1 protein-coding gene and 1 pseudogene are annotated in these 808 nt (G+C 52.6%); both read right to left on the minus strand.

Annotated features, from left to right (window positions below; all coding sequences use genetic code 11):
• A pseudogene (locus DW922_RS18180) lies at window positions 1-335 on the minus strand (virulence-associated protein E); the annotation flags it as partial.
• Window positions 304-808: CHC2 zinc finger domain-containing protein (locus DW922_RS16430; RefSeq protein WP_243032275.1), on the minus strand; the 505-nt coding region annotated here is incomplete at its 5' end. The pseudogene DW922_RS18180 and the gene DW922_RS16430, both read right to left, overlap by 32 nt.

Here is an 808-nt window from a genome sequence, read left to right on the forward strand (position 1 = left end):
TCCCGGATGGGATGGTACTTGTTTTCATTCGCCACAATCCCGATGGCATTATCAATCTTTTTCTCATTGGTAAGCCCATAGGTTTCTTCCAGATAGAGAAGCAGATACTTCATATCCGTATCGTTCAGGGCTGTGCTTTCTCTGTGAAAACCGATGGGCTTTATGATGTCCTTGCGGTCGGTCAGGATGTTGTATGCGATAGCCCCGGAAAGCAGAGGGTCACGCTGGAATACGGTCAGGCAGTTCCGTATGCTCTGGCGGACACCGCCTTTCTCGGTGGTTTCCAGCCCCGCCTTGATTTCCTCAATGCTCTGGGGCGGCTGCATGGCGTTCATGGTGTTTTTTAGTTCTTGCTGCGTCTGCGGCTGCAAGCTCTGCCATTCGCTGTTCAAGCTGTATCACATCCTTTCCGTAGTCCGCAATCAAAGCCGCTTTTTCCTCTGTCTCCCCGAACAGCAGCACATCCAGCAGATATTCCACATGGGCTTGCTTTTGTAAGGCTTCCACAAACCGGGGATGAAAGGCTTCCTCTGGGGAGTGCGGGGCATATTCCGTTCTCCATGCCATAAGCAAGTGGAGATAATCGGCAAGGATACGGAAGCAGCGGTTCTTTGCTTCCTGAAACTGTTCCTCCGGGGATTTCTGCCGGGGCTTGGGCTTTTTTGCCTTTCCCGGCGGTTTCCAGTCCTCATAGGAAAGCCCAAAGTCATTTGCCAGTTGTACGGCGGCTTCTTTCTTTGCCAGCCCATACAGGGCGGCGGCAAAATCAATCACATCCCCATCCGCACCGCAGCCGAAGCAGTGGTAA

The sequence above is a fragment of the Clostridium sp. AM42-4 genome (assembly GCF_003480105.1).
In the GTDB taxonomy this organism is placed as follows: Bacteria; Bacillota; Clostridia; order Lachnospirales; family Lachnospiraceae; genus Brotaphodocola.